General features: G+C 58.3%; 1 protein-coding gene. It reads right to left on the bottom strand.

Going from position 1 to position 511, the window contains the following annotated elements; all coding sequences use genetic code 11:
• Positions 1 to 388, bottom strand: a 388-nt coding sequence (locus tag ABD774_RS21625; protein WP_345045865.1) for a hypothetical protein, incomplete at its 3' end; no start/stop codon positions are given.
• Positions 389 to 511 lie beyond the last annotated feature (123 nt).

The raw sequence follows: 511 nt of genomic DNA, 5'->3' as shown, positions 1-511 counted from the left end.
GCCAGAGGCTCTTTCGGGCGGGTTCGGCTAACCGGGACGCAATGCCCTCTACCATCTGGGTCAGTTGCTCCACCTGCGCCTGCAAGTCGCGGGGACTCGCCGGCAATTGCGGGGCCTCCCCTTGGCGAAGCTGCCCTTGGACAAATGCCCGCACCTCGTCATTGAAGTACTGCCCGAGCGTCTTATCGGCGCGAGTTGCCGCTTTCTCTAACATGGCCCGTGTTTCGCGCTCTACCCCCCGTACGGACCAGGTGACGGCCGTGGTGCTGACCGGCTTGGGCGGGCGTCCCCCTTTATTACCGGCCTTACCCACCATAAGATGGTCAGCACTAGTTGATTCGTTGGCTGTCTTACCAGCACTGGTTTCGGTAAGACTGATTTCGGGCATTGTCTTACCTGTTTCCGTTTCGGTAAGACTGGTTTCGGACGTTGTCTTACCGGTTGGCGTATCTGTCAGACTGAATTTGGGCGGCATAGCAGGGCGTATTACACGGTGTAAGACGCATAGGTA

The organism is Georgenia daeguensis, assembly GCF_039537705.1.
In the GTDB taxonomy this organism is placed as follows: domain Bacteria; phylum Actinomycetota; class Actinomycetes; order Actinomycetales; family Actinomycetaceae; genus Georgenia; species Georgenia daeguensis.
This window is presented reverse-complemented; position numbering and strand designations above follow the sequence as displayed.